The organism is Nocardia otitidiscaviarum (assembly GCF_007362295.1).
GTDB classification, from domain to species: Bacteria; Actinomycetota; Actinomycetes; order Mycobacteriales; family Mycobacteriaceae; genus Nocardia; species Nocardia otitidiscaviarum.
Map to the genome: position 1 here is coordinate 6,996,796 of NZ_CP041695.1, position 18,749 is coordinate 7,015,544.

Consider the following 18,749-nt stretch of genomic DNA (forward strand, 5'->3'; position numbering starts at 1 on the left):
CTCGCTAAACGATAGATGGATGCCACTTAGTTATAAAGCCACATTTTTTGTTTGCGAAGTGGCCGGGGCAAATTCTTTGCCGCTCAGGTGGCCTGCGAACGAGACAGCAGAACCGCCGAAAAGCACCGCCAGAACAAGGAATCCGACTTGAGAGAGTGTCGGCGTGCCGGTGAACCCGGCAGCCACCTGCGAGCCCACTGCGCAGGCTCCCAGAACGCCGAGTCCAATGAGGCCGAAGCGTTGCGAGGGCACACCACCATTGTGCCACCTCAGCCCCCCTACGCGCTGAGCTGAGCGCGGAAAATGAAGGCTACCGCGGCGTGGTCCGTCCCTCGCAGGCTAGCGATCGCGACCCCCCACCCCGTCCCGGTTGTCGACGTTCTCGGCAGCCGTGGCGAAACTGAGGGGCAACTTGAGGGGTCTGCAGGGAATCGACAGTTGCCCGGCCCGCGTAGTATCGAATCTAGCGCTGACACAAGCGAAGTCGAATGCGTCGACCTCCGTCCGGTGTCGTCAGACTGTCTCTCGCCGAGAGACGCGGCACTCGGGGCCTGCGGTCCCGGTACACAGGATGGAGGTCGATGATCGTGAGACTCGATCGCTTGCCGCGACTGCCTCAAGCGGTTGTGGACAAAGTGAAGGCCGCTGCGGTTTTGCTTTCCGCAACGGCCTCATTGGTAAACGCTGGGTATGCGCTCTACCGCGTTGTTCGCGCTGTACAAGAGACCGGGTGGTTGTAGACCATCCGGTCGGCCCTGGTTCCGTGGCAGCGGGGCCAGGGCCTCTTGCTGTAAAACCACTTGCTGTACAACCGCAAGTGATACGACACCAAGTGTAAACCAGCTTTACAGTCGCCGCTGTTGTCGACAAGCTGGTTGACAACATGTGCCGAATGGAGCCGGGCAGGCGCGCTTGCCTATCGCGCCGCAGAGCAGTCGCGAACGGTCTTGGCCTGGTGGCAGGGGCGGCACAGCGATTGCAGGTTCGACCAGTCGTACCGGTCGCCGCCCGCGCCTACGGGTTCGATGTGGTCGACTTCGTCGGCCAGGGCGACGCAGCCGGGCCGTTCACATATCGGGTCGGTCGCGAGCTTGGCCTCACGCAGCGTGCGCCATTTGCGGGTACTGCCGCTGCCGGTGTAGCCGTTGCGTCCGGTCCATGCGGGGGCGCATGGGCAGCGTCGCCCGGCGGGTGCCGGCTTGCGACAGCGGATGCACACGCGGAGCGGCTTGCTGGGCATGGCTACCGGCCGAGCCGCCTCAAACAGCCCATATCCAGCAGGGTGAAATAGTCCCGGCGGCGGCCGTGAACGGGCGGCAGACGCGTATATGCGCACGGATTCGACGGCACCAGCGGTGTGGGCCGGTGCCGGGCGGCGGCCATCGCCGCCGAGACGAATCCGTGTTTGTTGGCAACGGTTTTCGGTGCGTTGCCGGTCTCGTTGACGAGGTGGTCGACCCATGCCGCGTCGAGATCGTCGGTGTAGGCGTCGATGGGCAACTCGCCCATGAACGGGTCGACGTCGAGGTCGATCATCCGGTGGTACTTGCGGCGGGTCTCGTCCTCGATGCCGGTGAGACGGTCGGCGTAGCGGCGCAACCACTCTGAGATGGTGATCGCGGGCGCGGCGTCGGCGGCGACTCGGGCGGCGAGGTACTTCTCGGCTTGTTCGGCGCCGACGCGCGCGAGGATCTTCGCGAAGCGTTCGGCCTCGGCGAGATCGTCGAATGGTTGGGAGGCGGCGACGCGGCGACCGTCGCGGGTGATGCGGTAGCGGACCTGCCAGCAGACCGTGCCGTCTTTGCGGGGGCGCGGTCGGGGAATGGGATTGGGGGTAGGTGCGGGCATGACTCAACCTCGTGGTCTGCGCCGAATCCCCTCAGATTCACGGTGGACCGCTACCCCGCTATCCACAAAGTGTGGACACGGAGTGTGGACACAAGCAGACCAGTAGGGCAGAAACCCTATCTGACCTGCTCTGATAGTTGTGGAGCCTAGGGGAATCGAACCCCTAACCCCTGCCTTGCAAAGGCAGTGCTCTGCCAATTGAGCTAAGGCCCCGGACGGGGAAGAATCCCCGAAAGTTGTTCAGCGCGTGGTTACCTCGTGCCAGAGGTCCGCGTCGTTGCGCTGACGCAGTTTGCTGATTCCGAAAATCACCGCGGCGACGAGGCCGATCGTGAGGAAAAATTTCATGAATCCCACCCTACAGAGATATTCGGGAGTGGGCCTAGGAGGACTTGAACCTCCGACCTCTTCGTTATCAGCGAAGCGCTCTAACCGCCTGAGCTATAGGCCCTCATCTCGGTTCCGGGTGTCTCACCCGAACCGAGGCATGAGATTACCGTACGACTCCCCGAGTAACCAAAACGGCCGGTAGCGGGCTTGTACGAGCCCGCCGCCGGCCGCTTCGAGAGGTACTCCGGATGCCGGGTGGGCTAGTCCGGATCGGCCAGGGTCACCTGGATGCCGCCGACCAGATCGGTGCAGTTGTTGTAGACGAACACGCCGACCGTGGACAGGGCGGTGAAAAGCACCACATTGATCATGCCGATCACACCGGCGTAGCCGAAGACGGTGCCCGCGTCCACGATCGCCGAGGACGAGCCGCCGTCGGAGACGATGTCGGTGAAGGTGGAGTTCATCCGCTCCCACACGCCCATGCCCTCGAGCACGAGGTACAGCAGGCCCACCGCGAGCATCCACACGAAGAACAGCGCCACGCTGATCACCAGCGACACCTTCAGCGTGGACCACGGATCGATATGGCGCAGCTGCACGGTCGCCCGCAGCGGTTCACCGCTGGAGACGGCCTGCTGCACGGCCGCCGGAGCCGACGGTGACACCGGACCCCCGGCGACCGCCGCCGGAGCCTCCACGTGCTGCGGCAGCGGATGCCGCAGATCGGACAGGTCCGGCATGTCCTTGACCAGTTCCGGCCGCGCGATGCTGCGGGTCGGTCCGTCGATGCCGACGGACTTCACCATGGCGGCCTCCTTGCGGGCCGCCTTGGCGGCGAGGTCGGCCGTGGTGCGGGCATTGGACGCGCCCGCGTTCAGGCCGACCCCGGGCGCGGAGCCCGGGCGTCCCGCCACCGGAGCCTGGCCGGGACGGTAGAGGTTGGACTGCGGCTCCCGCTGCGGTAGCTGGGACCAGCCGCCCTCCTCGAACCGGGACGTGGTCTGCCCGTCACCGGATGCCGGTTGCTCGGCGCCCTGATCCGGGGCGGCCTGCTCCGGATCGCTCCGACGTCCGGCGTTGCCATCCTGCGCGAAATCACCGGACTGGCCCGACATTTCAGGCGGTTGCGGCTGCCCTTCCGGCGATCCCGGCCGCGGAATGGGGCGCGGCGGAATCGGGGACGGTGCGATTCGCTCGGTCACACCGTTGGCATGCTGCCGCTGGTCATTCGGCTGATTCGGAGTGGTCAATGGTGAATCCTTCGATCCGTTGTGCCGCCGCTGCTGTCGAGAAAACTACTGCTTCGCCGAACCACTGGCATCTTCTTCACCGGAAACCGCGTCGGGCTCATCGGCGTTGCGCGCGATTGCGAGCAACGTAGCGCCCTCGCCCAGGTTCATCAATCGCACGCCCTTGGTCTGGCGTCCGGCCTTGCGCACCTGGTTGGCCGCCGTCCGGATCACACCGCCGCCGGAGGTGATGGCGTACAGCTCGTCGTCGTCGTCGACGATGAGCGCTCCGACCAGACTGCCACGTTTCTGGTCGTACTGGATGGTCAATACGCCCTTTCCACCGCGACCCTGCGCGGTGTACTCGTCCAGCGCCGTGCGCTTGGAGTAGCCGCCCGAGGTCGCGACGAGCAGGAAGCCCTGCTCACCCTCGTGCACCACATTGAGCGACAGCAGTTCGTCGTCGGTGTTGAAGCGCATGCCCTGCACACCGGAGGTGGCGCGGCCCATGGGACGCAGCACCTCGTCGTTGGCGGCGAAACGGATCGACTGGCCGTGCGCGGAGACGAGCAGCAGGTCGTCATCGGCGGCACACAGCGCGGCACCGACCAGTTCGTCCTCGTCGCGCAGATTCACCGCGACGATGCCGCCACTGCGGTTGGAGTCGAAATCGGTCAGCCTGGACTTCTTCACCAGCCCCTTGCGGGTGGCGAGCACCAGGTAGGGCGCGTCCTCGTAGGACTTGATCTGGATGACCTGGGCGATCTTCTCGTCCGGCTGGAAGGCCAGCAGATTCGCCACGTGCTGGCCGCGCGCGGTGCGGTTGGCCTCGGGCAGCTCGTACGCCTTGACCCGGTACACCCGGCCCTTGTTGGTGAAGAACAGCAGCCAGTCGTGCGTGCTGGTGATGAAGAAGTGCTTGACGATGTCGTCCTGCTTGAGACCCGCGCCCTGCACGCCCTTGCCGCCGCGCTTCTGCGAGCGGTACAGGTCGGTCTTGGTGCGCTTGGCGTAACCGGTCTCGGTAATGGTGACGACCACGTCCTCGCGGGCGATCAGATCCTCGTCGGCGACGTCACCGTCGGAGGCGATGATCTTGGTGCGCCGGTCGTCGCCGTGCTTGTCGACGATCTCGGCCAGCTCGTCGCGCACGATCGCACGCTGCCGCTCCGGCCGCGCCAGAATGTCCTTCAAATCGGCGATCTCGGCCTCGATCTTGGCCAACTCGTCGAGGATCTTCTGCCGTTCCAGGGCGGACAGGCGGCGCAGCTGCATATCGAGAATGGCCGTCGCCTGGATCTCGTCGATATCGAGCAGCTGCATCAAGCCGGTACGGGCCGTCTCGGTGTCGGCCGAACGGCGGATCAGGGCGATCACGGCATCCAGCTGATCCAGGGCCTTCACCAGACCGCGCAGGATGTGGGCGCGTTCCTCGGCCTTGCGCAGCAGGTACTTGGTACGCCGGACGATCACGTCCAACTGGTGATTCACGTACAGGCGAATCATCTGGTCCAGGCGCAGCGTGCGCGGCACGCCGTCCACGATGGACAGCATGTTCGCGCCGAAGCTGGTCTGCAGCTGGGTGTGCTTGTAGAGGTTGTTCAGCACCACCTTGGCGACCGCGTCACGCTTGACCGTGATGACGATGCGCATGCCCACGCGATCCGAGGACTCGTCGTGGATGTCGGCGACACCGGCGATCTTGGCGTCCTTCACCTGCTCGGCGATCGAGTTGATGAAGTTGTCGGTGTTGACCTGGTAGGGCAGCTCGGTGATGACGATCGTGGTGCGACCGCGATTGTCCTCCTCGATCTCCACCACGCCGCGCATCTTGATCGAGCCGCGGCCCGTCGTGTACGCGTCGTGAATGCCCTGGGTGCCCACGATCAGACCCGCGGTCGGGAAGTCCGGACCCTTCACCCGCTCCATGCACGCGGCGAGCGTGGACTCCTCGTCGGCGAGGTGATTGTCCAGGGCCCAGTAGATGGCCTCGGCGAGTTCGGTCAGGTTGTGCGGCGGGATATTCGTCGCCATACCGACCGCGATGCCGTTGCTGCCGTTCATGAGCAGCACCGGCACGCGGGCCGGGAGCACCACCGGCTCCTGCGTCTTGCCGTCGTAGTTCGGCAGGAAATCGACCGTCTCGTGGTCGATTTCGCGCAGCAGCTCCATGGCCAACGGGGTCAGGCGGCATTCGGTGTAGCGCATGGCGGCCGCGCCGTCGTTGCCGCGCGAACCGAAGTTGCCCTGACCGTCCACCAGCGGGTAGCGCAGCGACCAGGGCTGCGCCATGCGCACCAGGGTGTCGTAGATGGCCGTGTCACCGTGCGGGTGGTAGTTGCCCATGGTGTCGGCGACCGGGCGAGCCGACTTCACATAGCTGCGATCGGGCCGATACCCGTTGTCGTACATCGCGTACATGATCCGGCGGTGCACCGGCTTCAGACCGTCGCGCACCTCGGGCAGCGCGCGGCCCACGATCACGCTCATGGCGTAGTCGATGTAGGAGTTCTGCATCTCCTGCTGGATGTCGACCGGTTCGATCCGGTCGCCACCCGACGGGGGCAGGGAGGTCTCAGTCATGAATTGGTCTCCGTGGGAAGTCTGGTGGGGTGGTGGCGGATGCGGGGCCTAGGGGAATCGAACCCCTAGGGACCACCGCCCCTACACGTCGAGGAAGCGGACGTCCTTGGCATTGCGGGTGATGAAGCTGCGCCGCGCCTCGACGTCCTCACCCATGAGCACCGAGAACAGCTCGTCGGCGGCCGCCGCGTCGTCCAGGGTGACCAGGCGCAGCACCCGCACGCTCGGATCCATGGTGGTCTCCCACAGCTCCTTCGGGTTCATCTCGCCGAGACCCTTGTAGCGCTGCACGCCGTCGTCCTTGTTGATCTTCTTGCCCGCCGCCAGGCCGCGCTCCAGCAGACCGTCGCGCTCCCGGTCGGAGTAGGCGAACTCCGGATCCGACCGCTGCCACTTGAGCTTGTACAGCGGCGGCTGCGCCAGGAAGACGTGCCCGTGCTCGACCAGCGGCCGCATGAAGCGGAACAGCAGGGTCAGCAGCAGGGTCGAGATGTGCTGACCGTCCACGTCGGCGTCGGCCATCAGCACGATCTTGTGGTAGCGCAGCTTGCTGATATCGAACTCGTCGTGGATGCCGGTGCCGAAGGCCGTGATGATCGACTGGACCTCGTTGTTCTTGAGCACCTTGTCGATGCGCGACTTCTCGACATTGATGATCTTGCCGCGCAGCGGCAGGATCGCCTGGTACATGGAGTCGCGACCGGATTTGGCCGAGCCACCGGCGGAGTCGCCCTCCACGATGTAGATCTCGGACTTGCTCGGATCCTTGGAGCGGCAGTCCGCCAGCTTGCCGGGCAGTCCGCCCAGATCGGTCGCGCTCTTGCGCCGCACCAGCTCACGCGCCTTGCGCGCGGCCACGCGCGCCTGCGCCGAGGACACCGCCTTCTGCACGATGGTCTTGGCATCGGCCGGATTGGCCTCGAACCAGTGCGTCAGATGCTCGTTGCAGGTGCGCTGCACGAACGACTTGACCTCGGTATTGCCGAGCTTGGTCTTGGTCTGGCCCTCGAACTGCGGGTCGGCGACCTTCACGCTCACGATGGCGGCCAGACCCTCGCGGATGTCGTCGCCGGTGAGGTTGCCGTCCTTCTCCTTGAGGAGCTTCTTGTCCTTCGCGTACTTGTTCACCACCGTGGTGAGCGCAGCGCGGAAACCCTCCTCGTGGGTGCCGCCCTCATGGGTGTTGATGGTGTTGGCGAAGGTGTGCACCGACTCGGAGTAACCGGAGTTCCACTGCATGGCCACCTCGAGCTCGTGCCCGGTGCCCTTGCCGGTGAACGACACGATCGAGTTGTGGATCGGCGTCTTGGTCCGGTTGATGTGCTTGACGTAGTCCTCGAGACCGCCCGGGTAGTGGTAGGTCCGGGTCTTCACCTTCGGCTCGGCGGGCGGCGTGTTCTCGTCGAGATGCTTGGGCGCCTCGGCGGTCTCGCTCACCACCTCGTCGGTGATCTCGCCCTCGGAGACCCGCTCGTCGGTCAGGGTGATGGTGAGGCCCTTGTTCAGGAACGCCATCTCCTGCAGGCGGCGCGCGACCGTCTCGAAGTTGTAGACGGTGGTCTCGAAGATGTTCGGATCCGCCCAGAAGGTCTGGGTGGTGCCGGTGCGCTTGGTGGGGTCGCCCTTGATGAGCTTGCCCGGCTTGGAGTCCTTGTACTCCTGGCTCCAGTGGTAGCCGTCGCGGTCGATCTCCACGTGCATGCGGGTGGACAGCGCGTTCACCACCGAGATGCCGACGCCGTGCAGGCCGCCGGACACCGCGTAGGCGTCGGAGTCGAACTTGCCGCCCGCGTGCAGCTGGGTCATGACGACCTCGACGGTCGGAATGCCCTGGGCGTGCATCTCCACCGGGATACCGCGGCCGTCGTCGACGACTCGGACGCCGCCGTCGGCCAACAGGGTCACATCGACGCGGGAGGCGTATCCGGCCATCGCCTCGTCGACGGAGTTGTCCACGACCTCCCAGATCAGGTGGTGCAGACCGCGCTCACCGGTGGAGCCGATGTACATGCCGGGACGCTTGCGGACGGCTTCGAGGCCCTCCAGGACCGTGATGTTGGAGGCACCGTAGTCCTGGTTTCCCGCTTTGCCCGGGGTGGAGCCGCTTGCGTTGGAGTCGTTGGCAGCCACTGCTCGGTAGCTCTCCTTACTTGCTGATCCTCTCGACACAGCGCGAGACGACACACGTGGGGCCCCGAATCCTGTCTGCTCGAGAATTACGGGTCCACGCGCGGGCTCTGCGGAACGCGCCGGAGATATCGCCGCTAGTTACCCCACCATCCTACTGGCAGACCCGACACAGAATGCACCTATGACACCCCTGAGTGGGCCACAGATGCATGAAATCGATCGGCGAAGGGTCAGGAGATAGGCGGGCCGGGTTCCAAAGCGTTCAGCGGGCAACTGGAACGTCGCCACAGACGACGCGACAAAGTTCACCAGCGACTCGCTGGACAGCCGGAGGGATTCCGGTGTCACGCGGCGCCGGGATACCCCCGAGCCTAGCCGGTAGCACCGACGAATTCAGCCCACGTTCCACGTGAAACTCGCCGCTGACCAGGAACTCTCCCGTCCGCCGAAGCCGCGGCGGCGCGGGTGGACGGTGGTGACTACCCGTAGGTGTCGCGCGGGCCGCGGCCCTTGATGTGGCGGTCGCCCTTGCGCCAGCTGGGGGCCACCGGGCCGTTGATGCGCAGCGAGGTGACCACGCCCTGGCCGACCGCGCGATTGATCTTGGCGAGGATCTGGGATTGCAGCATGCGCAGCTGTGTGGCCCAGGCGGTGGACTCGGCCTGGATGTTGAGCACGCCGTTCTCCAAGGAAACCGGGTGCGCATGCGAGGCGATGTCCTCCCCCACCACCGACTCCCAGCGGCCGAAGACCATGCCCTCGGCGACCTTTCCGGACCAGCCGCGGCTGCGCGCGAGCGATCCCGTCAGAGCCGAGAGCGCCTGCGGGTCGCGGTCGTCGGGATGCGCGCCCGACCAGCCCGAGCGGCGGCGGCGCAGCGCCCGCACGCCGCCCTTGCGGGGTGAGGCCCGCCCCTGGCCGACGGACTTCCCGGCCGCGCGGGCGGCGGCACGGGCTTCCTCGAGTGCACGCCGAGCGAGGTCGATGCCCCGCAGCTCGCCGTCCGACCCTCCCCCTGCCGCCGGAGCGCCGTCGGACCGTTCCGGTTGGTCACCCATCCGATGCCTTCCTCTCCGAGCCGCACGTCGCAACGATTCTGCCGTACCGGTCCGACAGAGTCGCTATTCCCGTGTCGCTGTTCACCGGATACCTCGATTCGCTACCCCCGGTCGGGTTCGACAGCCGGAGCACTCCGGACCGCGACCGGTTCCCGCGCAACTCAGGGGAAGGTTTTCCCGGCGGCACGACTATCGCGGACGTGCGTCACCGGACGCTCGGCAGCGCGCGGGCACCGCGACCGCACCGTCATCGTCACGTGGCGGTCGCGCCGGGTCCAGGAACTCCGGAGGCAGCGTGGCGCTCGGGCCACCGCGCCGCGCGACAGCACCGGGCGACCGTCATTCGGCGGCCGATTCGGACCCGTGGAATCGGCGCGGCCGAAGGTATCGCTCACCGTGCCGGAACCGCGATGTGAGAGGTGCGGCGATCCGCATCCCCGGAGGTCTCCACCCGCAGCGGGTTGGCGTCCAGTTCGGGCGGTACGTCCTCCGGCACCGCGGCGGTGATCAGCACCTGTTCGGCGGTGGCGGCCACGGCGGCCAGGGCGGTGCGGCGGCGGCGGTCGAGTTCGGCGAAGACGTCGTCCAGGATGAGCACCGGATCGCTGCCCTGGGTGCGCAGCAGCTCGAACGCGCCGAGCCGCAGCGCCAGCGCGAAGGACCAGGATTCGCCGTGACTGGCGAACCCCTTGGCCGGCGCGGAACCCAGCATGAGATCCAGGTCGTCGCGGTGCGGGCCGACCAGGCAGACCCCGCGCTCCAATTCCTTGGGACGGGCTGTGGACAACTCGCGCAACAGGATGGTCTCCAGCACCTCCACGTCATCGTCACGTGGCGCTCGCGCCGGGTCCAGGAACTCCGGGGGCAGCGTGGCGCTGCGGTAACCGATCGTGGCGGGCCGGGATTCCGGCGCGATCCCCGAATACGCCTGTGCGAGATGTGGATGAAGTTCGTGCACCAGTCGCAGCCGCTGCGCGAGCAGCACGGCGCCGTGCGCGGCCAGATGTCCGTCCCACACGTCCAGGGTGCTCAGCTCCGCCCCGGAACCGCCACGGGAACGGGCATGGCGGCCAGCCGATTTCAACAGCGCCGAACGCTGCCGCAGCACCTTGTCGTAATCCGCCCGCACCCCGGCCAGCCGCGGCAGCCGTGCGGTGGCCAGCTCGTCCAGGAAGCGCCGCCGCTCCCCCGGATCGCCGCGCACCAGCGACAGATCCTCGGGCGCGAACAGCACCGTCTGCAGAATCCCCAGGATCTCCCGGGTGCGGCGCACCGGCGAACGGTTGATCTGCGCCCGATTGGCCGACCCCTGATTGAGCTCCACATCGACCCGCAGCTCACGGCCGGAGTTCACCACCGTGGCCCCGATCCGCGCCCGCGACGCCCCGATCCGGATCAGGGGCGCATCGGCCGCCACGCGGTGCGATCCGAGCGTGGCCAGGTACCCGACGGCCTCGACCAGGTTGGTCTTGCCGTTGCCGTTGGAGCCGAGGAAAACCGTTCCCCCCGGCGGCAATTCGAGGTCGGCCCGCTCCCAGGATCGAAAATCGAGCAGCGACAGCGCCCGAACGTACATCTACTCCACCGTGCCCGTCGCCCTGTGGAAATGTGCAGCGAGCTGGGGATATCCGCCGACGTACGACGAAATCCCCGCTCTCGCCGAGTTTTTCACAGGTTTGTCAACACTGTGCACAAACGTTCGATCCGCGGATCAGCCCGGGAGCCGGACCGGCATCAACAGGTAGATGTAATTACCGGTCAGCGCCGCGAACGCGCCGGACTCCGAGGGCTCCGGCGCGTCGTCGGAGGCGGGCAGCAGTACCGCCGGACGGCTGGGAGTGGTGAAGCCGAAGGCCACCCGGTCCGAGCGCAGCGCGGACAGGCCGTCCACCAGGTAGCCCGGATTGAAGGCGATGGTCAGCGGCTCGCCGCGGAAGTCGGCCACCAGCCACTCCTCGGCGCGACCGGCATCGTCACCGCCCGCGGAGAGCAGCAGGCCCTCCTCGTTGAACTCCAGCCGCACCTGCGCACCGCGCTCGGCCACCAGCGCCACCCGCTTGATGGCCTCGGTCAGCGCGCTCACCGACAGGGTCGCGATGGAGGTGTGCTCCTTGGGGAGCAGCTGGCGGAACTTGGGGAATTCCGCGTCGAGCAGCCGGGTGGTGGTGCGGCGGCCGCCGTTCACGATGCCGAGCAGGCCGTCGGTGCCGGTACCGAACGCCAGCTGCACGGGCGCGTCGGACGGACCGAGGGTCTTACCGGCCTCGGAGAGGGTGCGCGCCGGAACCAGCACGGCGGTCTCCACATCGGGGCGGCCCGGATTCCACTCCAGCTCGCGCACGGCGAGGCGGAAGCGGTCGGTGGCCGCGAGCACGACCTTGGGGCCCTCGATCTCGACCCGGATGCCAGTGAGCATGGGCAGCGTGTCGTCGCGCCCGGCGGCGACGGCCACCTGGCCCACCGCCTCGGAGAACACGTCGACCGCGAGTTCACCGGTCTGGGGAGGAAGTTCGGGAAGCTGGGGATAGTCCTCGACCGGCATGGTGGGCAGGGAGAACTTGGCGCTGCCGCACTGGATCAGCACCCGGGTGCCGTCCACCGAGACGTCCACCGGCTTGTTGGACAGCGCCTTGGTGATATCGGCCAGCAGGCGACCGGAGACCAGGACCTGTCCGGGTCCGGCGACCTCGGCGGCCACCCGCATCTGCGCGGAGACCTCGTAGTCGAAGCCGGAGACCGTCAGCCCGCCCTCATCGGCCACGAGGAGTACGCCGCCGAGAACCGGTACCGGAGGCCGCGAGGGCAGGCTGCGAGCCACCCACGCAACGGATTCGGCGAAATCCTCGCGAGCGACCCGAAACTTCATGCTTGCAAGGTCCATCGCCCGGTCTGTCCTCTCCCAGTCTCGATCGTTCGTGATCTGTCTCGGCTCGTCCAGCGTCGGCTCGACGCCTAGGGCAGCTGGTGAATCGGCCGCCTCGAAGTCTGGCATAGACGACCGACACCAAACCGTACCCGCGCGAGGCGTCGTCGCCAACGTCGACCCTCCGGCGTCTTCGGGTGTCGATCTTCGGACCGTCCTTCTTCTCCCTGCCGCTCGTTCGGGTGTGGAGGGGGCCGGGGCGCACCGTGCGCTCCCGAGCCGAGTTTCCACACCGCCTGTTTTAAAGAAGAGATCTCTAGAAGAGAAATCTAAGTAGTAATAGGGGCTGTGGATTCTGTGGACTCCGCTCGTTTCCGCAGCTGAGAGCGGGTGGCGGCGTGGGGATGTCCGTGGGGTGTCTCGAGGATGAACGGGGAGCGTCTGTGGACCGCCCGAAGTTGTCCAACATCCATCCTCGAGTCGTCCTCGAGTTGTTCCACGATTCCACCCCACTCTGCCCACATCTGAGCGAATCCGGGGACAACTCGTGGATTCCTCGAGGACCTGACAGGGAGTCCTCGAGGAATCCACAGGGCACAACTCGTGTCCTGGCAGGTCAGGCCCCGTGGATGAATCGGCCTGTGGGAACTGTGCACTACCGCCTGTGCACCGCTGTGAGTAGAGCCCTGGGGGCAAACCCGTGGACAACAGTGGGATTCCTCGAGGAATCCACATGCTTTCCTCGAGGACTCCTCGAGGAATCCACAACCCCGAAAACAGAAGACCCCCACGTCAAGTGACGTGGGGGCCTGTTAGCTGTGGATCAGCGGGAGCGCTGCTTGATTCGGGCTGTGAGTTCTTGCACCTGGTCGTACACCCGGCGGCGTTCGGTCATCTCCTTGCGCACCTTCTTCTCGGCGTACATGACCGTGGTGTGGTCGCGGCCGAACGCCTGACCGATCTTGGGCAGGGATAGATCGGTGAGTTCGCGGCACAGGTACATGGCGATCTGCCGGGCCTGCGCGAGCGGCCGCGCCTTGCCCGGGCCGGTCAGTTCCTCCAGCGTGGTGTTGAAGTACTCCGCGGTCACGGCCATGATCGTGGCCGCCGTGATCTCCAGCGTGGCGGTGTCGGGCATGAGGTCGCGCAGCACCACCTCGGCCAGCGACAGATCCAACGGCTGCCCGTTCAGCGAGGCGAACGCGGTGACGCGGATGAGCGCGCCCTCCAACTCGCGGATATTGCGCTCCACCCGGCTGGCGATGAGTTCGAGCACGTCGTGCGGCACATCGAGACGGTCCATCCGGGCCTTCTTGCGCAGGATGGCGATCCGGGTCTCCAGCTCCGGCGGCTGCACATCGGTGATGAGGCCCCATTCGAACCGGGTACGCAGCCGCTCCTCCAGCGTGGCCAGCTGCTTGGGCGGCCGGTCCGAGGACACCACGATCTGCTTGTTGGCGTTGTGCAGCGTATTGAAGGTGTGGAAGAACTCCTCCTGGATACCTTCCTTACCCTCGATGAACTGGATGTCGTCGACGAGCAGGATGTCGGTTTCCCGGTAGCGCCGTTTGAAGGCCACCTTGCGGTCGTCACGCAGCGAGTTGATGAAGTCGTTGGTGAACTCCTCGGTGGACACGTACTTCACCCGCATGCCAGGGAACAGCCGCTGGGCGTAGTGGCCGGCCGCATGCAGCAGGTGGGTCTTGCCCAAACCCGAAGCGCCCCAAACGAACAGCGGATTGTAGGCGCGGGCCGGAGCCTCCGCGATGGCCACCGCGGCGGCGTGCGCGAAACGGTTGGAGGCGCCGATGACGAAGGTCTCGAAGGTGTACTTGGCGTTCAGGCTGGCCGAGGACGGGGCGGGGGTGTCGCGCTCGGGCGGCTTGTTGAAGTAGGTGGGCCACGAGTTGCGGACGTTGACCACCGGCTCCTCGTCGTCCACCGGACGCCGCGCCGCGGGCATGGACTCGGGCTCCGGCTCCGGTTCGGTGGGGAACAGCGATTCCTGTCCGGGCGGCATGGGCGGGGTGCGGTGCGTGCTCTCCCGACGACGCGGCGCCGGAGCCGCGGGCGGCGTCATCGGCTGGGACATGGCCTCCGGCATGCGCTCCGGCATGGGGTCCGGCAATTCTTCGGCCATCGGATCGAGCGGACCCTGACCGTAATCCACAGGTGGATAGTTTTCTCGGGATTGATAGTCCGAGGGCTCCCCGTAGCGCGGGGGTTCGGGATAGTCCGGAGCGCTCTGGTAGCGCGGCACCGGATGCTCGGCGGGTGGCGGTTCGGGCACCGGAGCGTACTGCGGCGGAGCCGGTCGGGGCTCGCGCGGACGCTCCGGGCGGGAGGTCATCCGGGCGTGGCGGGGGTTCGGGGCGCGGTCGGCGGGCGGGTGCTGCGGTGCGGCTATCCGCACGCCGAGACCCTCGACCTGGGGGCCGAGCCGACGGGCGAGCGAGCGCAGGATGGGTTCGCGCAGATCGCGTTCCACCACCTGCTGAGCGAGCGGACCGGATACCGAGAGCAGGGCGAATCCCTGCGCGAAGGTGATCGGCGTAATGAGCCCCAGCCAGGCCTTGAGCGCCTTGGAGACGGGCTGGATGTCACCATCGGAGGAACCGGTGGTGAGTTCGGCCACGACCTCGGGCCATACGGCGGTCAGCTCGTTCTGCTCGGCGTCCACTTACGGTCGTCCTCCCCGGAGTAGGTCGAATGGAGCAGACGGTCGGGCACTGCTCGGAACTCCCACATTCCGGACACAGCGAGGACGCGTCGGCCCTACGAATATGCCACTCCAGGGGTCTTTCCACACAATTATCCACAGATGTGGACAACCTGGGGATACGCGTGTCGCCGCGGGTGAGCCCCCAAATCAGGCGTGGACCTGCGGTTCTTCAGCAACCGATCAGCAACTGTCGGGCGACTCGCAGGAAAGCCGGTGCCAAGGACCGTACACGACGACCCCCGCTCGACACGAACCCCCAGGAGAGGCGGCGATAATCGGCATGTCGTCGGTCGACGGCCCTACGCTGAACACAGCGACAGCCATCACGTAACCCCGAGTTTGACCCCCGATCACTGGGTCAGTACACTCGTACAGTCACCCTATGGTGCGGTGGCGGCTGTCTGCTGCCCGTGCCGCCAGGGTATTGCGCGCGAGTCTCTCGCGACACGTTTCACCGACAAGCTTCGGGCGTCACCAGGCGCCCACCACCTAGAGGAGTGTTGACCGTGGCCAAGGGCAAGCGGACGTTCCAGCCGAACAACCGTCGTCGGGCGCGGGTCCACGGGTTCCGCCTCCGGATGCGGACCCGTGCGGGCCGCGCCATCGTTTCCGCGCGTCGTGCCAAGGGCCGCGCGCGGCTCACGGCCTGATTCCGGTCCTACCCGGACTCGGCGTCGCATGACCGGCTCGCCGTACGGATCGTTCCTCCGGACTCCCGCTCACTCCTCCCCGCTCGGATGCTCAGGTGCTGCCTGAGCCCTATCGGCTGCACCGGCGTACCGACTTCGCCCGGACGGTGCGCCAAGGCCGACGGATCGGGAGGCGGGATCTTGTCGTGCATGTACTACTAGCCGACGGGCAGGAGGCGAACCGTGACCACCCGAGTATTCGGGTGGGCGGGCCGCGATTCGGATTGATCGTCAGCAAGGCGGTGGGAAACGCGGTGGTACGCCACCGGGTGGCCCGCCGCCTGCGTCATATCTGCGCAAGCGTGGCCGCCGATCTGCCCGAGGGCGCGGATGTGGTGTTGCGCGCCCTGCCCGGCGCCGCGGACACCGCGTCCGACGAATTGCAGCGGCAGTTGCGCGCCGGTCTCCGCAAGCTCGGCGTTCTCACCGGCAGCGAGTCATGACCGTGCTGCGCGCGGTCGCGCGATTCCCGGCCCGGGCCCTGATCTTCCTCATCGAGCTGTATCGGACCTACATCTCCCCCACTCGCATGCCGGTGTGCCGGTTCACCCCCACCTGTAGCGAGTACGCGGTGACGGCGCTGCGCACCCGAGGTCTCGTCGTGGGACTCGGACTGACAGCCGTGCGGCTGGCCAAATGTGCGCCCTGGCACCCTGGTGGGTGGGACCCCGTACCGGAACGGAAGGACGCCCGCACGTCTGCTCCGGACGAGGCATCGACTTGTAAAGGGTCACCGCCCGCGGTGACCGGCGATACGAACGACGGGAGTGCATAGAGCCGTGCTCGACTTCATCTACTACCCGGTGTCGGCCATTCTGTGGTTCTGGCACCGTGCCTTCGGCTTCGTGCTGGGCTACGACAGCGGATGGTCCTGGACCCTGGCCGTGGTCTTCCTCGTCTTCACGCTGCGCTTGGTGCTGTACAAGCCCTTCGTGAAGCAGGTGCGCACCACCAAGCAGATGCAGGAGTTGCAGCCGCAGATCAAGGCGCTGCAAGCCAAGTACAAGAACGATCGCCAGAAGATGGCGCTCGAGATGCAGAAGCTGCAGAAGGACCACGGCTTCAACCCGCTCATGGGTTGCCTGCCGGTGCTGTTGCAGGTGCCGGTGTTCCTCGGCCTGTTCCATGTGCTGCGGTCGTTCAACCGAACCGGCCACGGGTTCGGTCAGCTGGGCCTGTCGGTGGAGGAGAACGCCAACACCGCCAACTACATCTTCAGCGCGGCCGACGTCCAGTCCTTCCTCGGCGCACGCATTTTCGGAGCGCCGCTGTCGGCCATGATCACCATGCCGGACAGCATGATGGCGGCCTTCACCGCCTCCGGCCCGGAGCCCTCCCGCATCGCCATCGCGGCCGTCTCGATTCCGCTGATGATCATCGCCGGTGTCGCCACCCACTTCAACGCCCGCGCCTCGGTGGCCCGGCAGAGCCCGGAGGCGCTCGCCAACCCGCAGGCCGCGCTGATGAACAAGCTGGCGCTGTACGTGTTCCCGCTCGGTGTGCTCGTCGGCGGTCCGTTCCTGCCCGTCGCCATCCTGGTCTACTGGGTGTCCAACAACATCTGGACCTACGTGCAGCAGCACCTCGTCTTCGGTCATATGGAGAAGGAAGAAGAGGCGAAGAAGGCCGCCGCCATCGAGCGTCGGGCCGCGAATGCTCCGAAGCCGGGCGCGAAGCCGGTCGACACCCGCAAGAAGTCTGCCGCCGTTTCCGATGCGGCCGCCGACTCCGACGAGTCCGCCGACACCACTCCCCCCGCGGCGCAGAACGGCGCCAAGCCGACCGCCAAGCCCGCCGCCAAGTCGAGCGGCGGCGGCAAGAAGCGTTCCGGCAATCGCGGTCGCGCCAATCAGAAGAAGCGGCGCTGAGTCACCAGCTTTCATCGGCGTGAGGCTGCGCCGGACAATTGCAGATTAAGGAAACGACAATGACTGTTGAGACCGACGGAGGGGATTCCACTGTGACGGCTGCTGCCGCGGACACCGAGGCCGATGTCGTGAACGACGCCGAGGAAGCGCTCATCGAAGAGGGTGAGATCGCGGGCGACTACCTCGAGCAGTTACTGGACGTCCTCGACTTCGACGGCGATATCGATCTCGATGTCGAGGGTGACCGCGCGGTGGTGAGCATCGACGGCGGCAAGGATCTGACCAAGCTCGTCGGTCGGCGCGGTGAGGTGCTCGATGCCCTCCAGGAGCTGACCCGGCTGGCCGTGCAGCAGACGACCGGTGTGCGCAGTCGCCTCATGCTCGATGTGGCGGGTTGGCGGGCGAAGCGCCGCTCGGAGCTCAGCGCGCTGGGCACCGAGGCGGCCCGCCGGGTGGCGGAGACCGGGGAACGTGAATCCCTCGCTCCCATGACCCCGTTCGAGCGCAAGATCGTGCACGATGCCGTGGCGGCCGTCGACGGTGTCGTCAGCGAGAGCGAAGGCGTGGAACCGAACCGCCGCGTGGTCGTCCTCCCGGGCTGACACGGAAGCCGCGAAACCCGTAGGGCCCCTGGTTCCGAGAACCGGGGGCCCTACGCTTATCTCTAGTCCCCCGCCCCGCCGCTTCACTGCGGGGAAGTTTGATTCCACTTCTTCGGAAGGATGTTTCACGTGGAACCGGATGCCGATGTGACCGCTCCCGATCTCGCGCCACCCGCTGAGGCGGCGGCGGTCTTCGGTGATCGACTCGCGCTGGCCGAGAAGTACTGCCGGGCGCTCGCGAGTGCGGGCGTGGAGCGCGGGCTCATCGGACCCCGCGAGGTGCCGCGGCTGTGGGATCGGCACATCCTCAACTGCGCGGTGGTGGGCGAGCTCATCGCTGCGGGCTCGACCGTCGTCGATGTCGGCAGCGGCGCGGGGCTGCCCGGCATCCCGCTCGCCATCGCGCGCCCGGACCTCCGCATCACTCTGGTGGAGCCGTTGCTGCGGCGGACCGTGTTCCTCGCCGAGTTCATCGAGTCGGCCGGACTGGAGGTCACCGTTGTGCGCGGTCGGGCCGAACAGTCCGGTGTGAAGAAGGAAGCCGGAGGTGCGGATGTGGTCACCTCCCGTGCGGTCGCCCCACTGGCGAAGCTGGCGGGCTGGTCCATGCCGCTGGTGCACGAGCACGGCCGGATGCTCGCGCTCAAGGGAGCCAGTGCGGCGGAGGAGTTGGCGCGCGATCGCGACGAGCTGACCCGCGCCGGGGCCGGGCGGGCGCAGGTGCTGGAATGCGGGGTGGGCGTGCTGTCCACGCCGACGGTCGTCATCAGTGCCGAGCGGCTCCCCCGCGCCGAGCGTCGGCAGCAGCGGCGCGGGCGTTGAGT

16 protein-coding genes and 2 tRNA genes are annotated in these 18,749 nt (G+C 66.8%); 6 read left to right on the plus strand and 12 right to left on the minus strand.

Features of this window, described 5'->3' with window-relative positions; all coding sequences use genetic code 11:
• Window positions 1-30: 30 nt before the first annotated feature.
• From FOH10_RS31470 to dnaA, 12 genes are all read right to left on the minus strand, one after another.
• Window positions 31-252: a hypothetical protein gene (locus FOH10_RS31470; protein WP_143983382.1), complete on the minus strand. Its 222-nt coding sequence runs from the start codon at window positions 250-252 to the stop codon at window positions 31-33.
• Between the two features lie 664 nt (window positions 253-916).
• Window positions 917-1,240 carry an HNH endonuclease signature motif containing protein gene (locus tag FOH10_RS36175; RefSeq protein WP_143983383.1) on the minus strand — a complete coding sequence of 108 codons (324 nt, stop codon included), beginning with the start codon at window positions 1,238-1,240 and terminating at the stop codon, window positions 917-919.
• Between the two features lie 2 nt (window positions 1,241-1,242).
• Complete coding sequence (locus FOH10_RS31480) at window positions 1,243-1,848, minus strand: hypothetical protein (RefSeq protein ID WP_143983384.1); 606 nt, start codon at window positions 1,846-1,848, stop codon at window positions 1,243-1,245.
• A 140-nt stretch (window positions 1,849-1,988) separates the two neighbouring features.
• Window positions 1,989-2,061 (minus strand) — tRNA-Ala (locus FOH10_RS31485).
• Between the two features lie 164 nt (window positions 2,062-2,225).
• Window positions 2,226-2,299, minus strand: a tRNA-Ile gene (locus FOH10_RS31490).
• Window positions 2,300-2,438: 139 nt separating this feature from the next.
• Window positions 2,439-3,431: a DUF3566 domain-containing protein gene (locus tag FOH10_RS31495; protein ID WP_228813181.1), complete on the minus strand. Its 993-nt coding sequence runs from the start codon at window positions 3,429-3,431 to the stop codon at window positions 2,439-2,441.
• Between the two features lie 45 nt (window positions 3,432-3,476).
• Complete coding sequence (gene gyrA / locus FOH10_RS31500) at window positions 3,477-5,993, minus strand: DNA gyrase subunit A (protein ID WP_029932485.1); 2,517 nt, start codon at window positions 5,991-5,993, stop codon at window positions 3,477-3,479.
• An 81-nt stretch (window positions 5,994-6,074) separates the two neighbouring features.
• Window positions 6,075-8,123 (minus strand): DNA topoisomerase (ATP-hydrolyzing) subunit B, encoded by a 2,049-nt coding sequence (gene gyrB, locus FOH10_RS31505; RefSeq protein WP_029932484.1) that lies wholly within the window; start codon window positions 8,121-8,123, stop codon window positions 6,075-6,077.
• A 479-nt stretch (window positions 8,124-8,602) separates the two neighbouring features.
• Window positions 8,603-9,181, minus strand: a complete 579-nt coding sequence (locus FOH10_RS31510; protein WP_143983386.1) for a DUF721 family protein — start codon at window positions 9,179-9,181, stop codon at window positions 8,603-8,605.
• A 391-nt stretch (window positions 9,182-9,572) separates the two neighbouring features.
• Complete coding sequence (gene recF, locus FOH10_RS31515; RefSeq protein WP_143983387.1) at window positions 9,573-10,757, minus strand: DNA replication/repair protein RecF; 1,185 nt, start codon at window positions 10,755-10,757, stop codon at window positions 9,573-9,575.
• Between the two features lie 135 nt (window positions 10,758-10,892).
• A complete protein-coding gene (gene dnaN, locus FOH10_RS31520) occupies window positions 10,893-12,062 on the minus strand; it encodes a DNA polymerase III subunit beta (RefSeq protein ID WP_029932481.1) in 1,170 nt (389 codons plus the stop codon).
• An 805-nt stretch (window positions 12,063-12,867) separates the two neighbouring features.
• A complete protein-coding gene (dnaA, locus tag FOH10_RS31525; RefSeq protein ID WP_143983388.1) occupies window positions 12,868-14,724 on the minus strand; it encodes a chromosomal replication initiator protein DnaA in 1,857 nt (618 codons plus the stop codon).
• Window positions 14,725-15,272: 548 nt separating this feature from the next.
• Here dnaA and rpmH point away from each other — a divergent pair.
• The 6 genes from rpmH (at window position 15,273) to rsmG (ending at window position 18,747) form a co-directional block, all read left to right on the plus strand.
• The gene (gene rpmH, locus FOH10_RS31530) at window positions 15,273-15,416 is read left to right on the plus strand and encodes a 50S ribosomal protein L34 (protein ID WP_081592136.1); all 144 of its coding nucleotides are present in this window, start codon (window positions 15,273-15,275) and stop codon (window positions 15,414-15,416) included.
• 95 nt (window positions 15,417-15,511) lie between these two features.
• Window positions 15,512-15,898, plus strand: coding sequence for a ribonuclease P protein component (rnpA, locus tag FOH10_RS31535; protein ID WP_143983389.1), 387 nt, complete (start codon window positions 15,512-15,514; stop codon window positions 15,896-15,898).
• Window positions 15,895-16,230 (plus strand): membrane protein insertion efficiency factor YidD, encoded by a 336-nt coding sequence (yidD, locus tag FOH10_RS31540; RefSeq protein ID WP_081592122.1) that lies wholly within the window; start codon window positions 15,895-15,897, stop codon window positions 16,228-16,230. The genes rnpA and yidD overlap by 4 nt, the downstream gene beginning before the upstream one ends.
• 4 nt (window positions 16,231-16,234) lie before the next feature.
• On the plus strand, window positions 16,235-17,323 hold the full coding sequence (yidC, locus tag FOH10_RS31545) for a membrane protein insertase YidC (RefSeq protein WP_143984435.1): 1,089 nt from the start codon (window positions 16,235-16,237) through the stop codon (window positions 17,321-17,323).
• Between the two features lie 59 nt (window positions 17,324-17,382).
• Window positions 17,383-17,925 carry a Jag family protein gene (locus tag FOH10_RS31550; protein WP_029932477.1) on the plus strand — a complete coding sequence of 181 codons (543 nt, stop codon included), beginning with the start codon at window positions 17,383-17,385 and terminating at the stop codon, window positions 17,923-17,925.
• Between the two features lie 120 nt (window positions 17,926-18,045).
• Window positions 18,046-18,747: a 16S rRNA (guanine(527)-N(7))-methyltransferase RsmG gene (rsmG, locus tag FOH10_RS31555; protein ID WP_029932476.1), complete on the plus strand. Its 702-nt coding sequence runs from the start codon at window positions 18,046-18,048 to the stop codon at window positions 18,745-18,747.
• Window positions 18,748-18,749: the final 2 nt, after the last annotated feature.